This is a genomic window from uncultured Campylobacter sp., from assembly GCF_938045775.1.
Taxonomy (GTDB): Bacteria; Campylobacterota; Campylobacteria; order Campylobacterales; family Campylobacteraceae; genus Campylobacter_B.
On sequence record NZ_CALIBH010000068.1, the window covers coordinates 1 to 2,375 of the forward strand.

2 protein-coding genes are annotated in these 2,375 nt (G+C 41.0%); both read right to left on the minus strand.

What is annotated here, in order from left to right:
- Window positions 1–648: 648 nt before the first annotated feature.
- On the minus strand, window positions 649–1,458 hold the full coding sequence (locus tag Q0238_RS02305; RefSeq protein WP_297942537.1) for a hypothetical protein: 810 nt from the start codon (window positions 1,456–1,458) through the stop codon (window positions 649–651).
- 264 nt (window positions 1,459–1,722) lie between these two features.
- A partial coding sequence (locus tag Q0238_RS02310; protein WP_297942539.1) for a class I SAM-dependent methyltransferase occupies window positions 1,723–2,375 on the minus strand: 653 nt, incomplete at its 5' end.

The following is a 2,375-nucleotide window of genomic DNA, read 5'->3' on the forward strand; positions in this document are numbered from 1 at the left end:
GAGTAGTAGCCAATGCGCTTTTACAAGAGGCGCTGAAATGCAAGCTAACGCAGTAGCCTTGAGCGTTTAAGATCAAATTTAAACGCATTTGCTATGCCTAAAATCTCCACGCTTCTTTATTCTTACTTCTACACTCAGCTAATTTAAAGCGTTTTAATGAACGTAGATAAATAGATATATTTAAATGGTGGGCTTGCAAATTTAAAGACGCAAAGTGCTGCTTTGGATTGATTTAAATTCTAAATTTAAGCTGTCATTCCACAGCAAAGGGATACTCCGACAAGGAGCTGATGAAATATATTTGCGCGATAAAGTTATTTAAAAATTCGTTTAAATTTTACTAATTTCACTCTTTTATCTCTTTATAAACGCTTAAGTTGCGTACTAGGCAAACAAGGGTAGTAATAACGGACACAGGCGTCACTGCTAGAAGATAAAATAAGCCAAAAAATAGCCCTATATCGTTAGATTCACTACCGCCGCCGGCAAGCCATAACGCTATAGCCATAATGGGATAATACAAAACCAATGTCACAATCGCAAAATTTTCTATCGCGAAAATCGTATTGCTTTTTTCGGGATTTTCTACGAAAAGTTTGCTGTATCTACGCTTTGAAAAGAAAAATATAATCGTGCAAACGGCGCTAACTATAAACGCCCAGTGTAATTCATACGAATTTGGTAAAAATAAAATAAAAAAACCGTTGTCGCAAAACTCGCGAAAGCAAATCTGATCAAACGGTGAAGTTGATATTTTTGCTTTAAATTTTTTGCAATTTGTGCTAGAGCTTTGCCGTACTCTAGCGCCTCCTCTTTGCTTTGGATAGATTCTGTTTCAAGGCTCGCGTCATTAAATTTTTGCTCAAATTTAGCGGTTTCATCTTGGGTAGCTTGCGCCTCGCCGTTTGTTTTGTTAAAATTTTGCTCGCCGGAAATTTTATCAGCGATGGCTCCGCCGATTTTTGTCTGCGATTTTAGTGCCGGTAGATACACGGTCTCATCGGCGTCAAATTCCGGATTTGCGTTATATGTTATTATCGCCACCGGAATAGCGATAAAAATAGCGGGTATAATCTGACGTGTATCCCAGTCTATGTGATATTTTATCTGTAAATAAAATCCGATTAAAGCATAAAGGACGTAAAATATCGCAGCCATATGTATCCATATAAGCATAAAGGCCTTATCTGCATCGCTAAATAAAAGCAGGGCATATTTTTTATACTTCAGCCTGTTTAGGCAGACGAGTATATTTATCGCAGATAGCGCGAGCATGCATAAAAACGACATTATGGGCGCATTATGTACAAACGTAAGAAACACGACGATATAAATCAGGAAGGTCAAAAGTGCCCCGAAAAACAGATATCTACAAAAGCGAAATCTATCGTAGCTTTTTAAAATTTCTTGCGGAATCTGGCTGATGTCCGCGGGGATTTTGTCTTTTTGCGTTTGCATTTTTACCGCCTTTCTCAGTTATTTTAGCTCAAATTTTGCTTTTTTACTCCGTAGCGTTTTAAATTTAATGAAGCGAGTTTTTTGACTTGCTTCTTTTTTAGCGGACAAGCGATCCCGATTTTGCATTAAATTTTTAAAAATGAATACTTACCGGCTCCTGCAATTTTATCGATAAAATTTTTAGCAGGCTAAATTTACGCTTCATTTCTAGCTAATTTAGCTTCAAAATTTATCCTGCTTCATTCATAAAATAAGGCAACCAAGCTAAAGCTCATCTGTTTTATTCACCCGCACGAACGCCCAGTGCATAAAATCTAGCTTTGGCTCGTATTTGCCGCTGTTAAAATACTCCGCTAGCCGCGCTTCCTCCGCACTGCTTAGCTCGCCGCCGAGCATCCAGCGTATCCTTTGGACGAACTCCTCCGCGCTGCTCGGTGCGCCGCCGTGGCACGGGGCTTTGATATAGCTGAGGCTCGGCAAATAGCCCATTTGAAATAAAATATTGATGAGATAGACGAAGTCGGGTCTCTTTTGCACGTCGCGCCCCAGCGCCTGCAAAATCCGCTCATCTACGAAGCTGCCGACCTTAAACGTGATGTAAAGCGCCTTTTTAGTTTTTGAGAGCAGTTTTAGCAATACAGGCTTTAGATCATCCACCTCGAGGCAGCGTGAAGCAAAAACGAGATCGCACGCAGGCACGTCCGACCAGTCGTCTTCAAAGGCTTTTTGTGCAAATTTTATATTTTTTGCGCCGTAAGCTTGAGCGTTTTCGCGGGCGAATTCCAGCATTTTGGGCGAAAAGTCGTAGCCGTAAATTTGATCCACCTTTTCCGCCGCCAGCACGCTTAGCGCGCCTGCGCCGCACGCGAAATCAAGCAGCGTGGAGACGCCCGTAAAATCGACCTTGTCTATAAACT

Coding starts and splice junctions, on each gene's coding strand:
- Q0238_RS02305 (WP_297942537.1), bottom strand. CDS start 1,458: ATGCAAACGCAAAAAGACAAAATCCCCGCGGACATCAGCCAGATTCCG.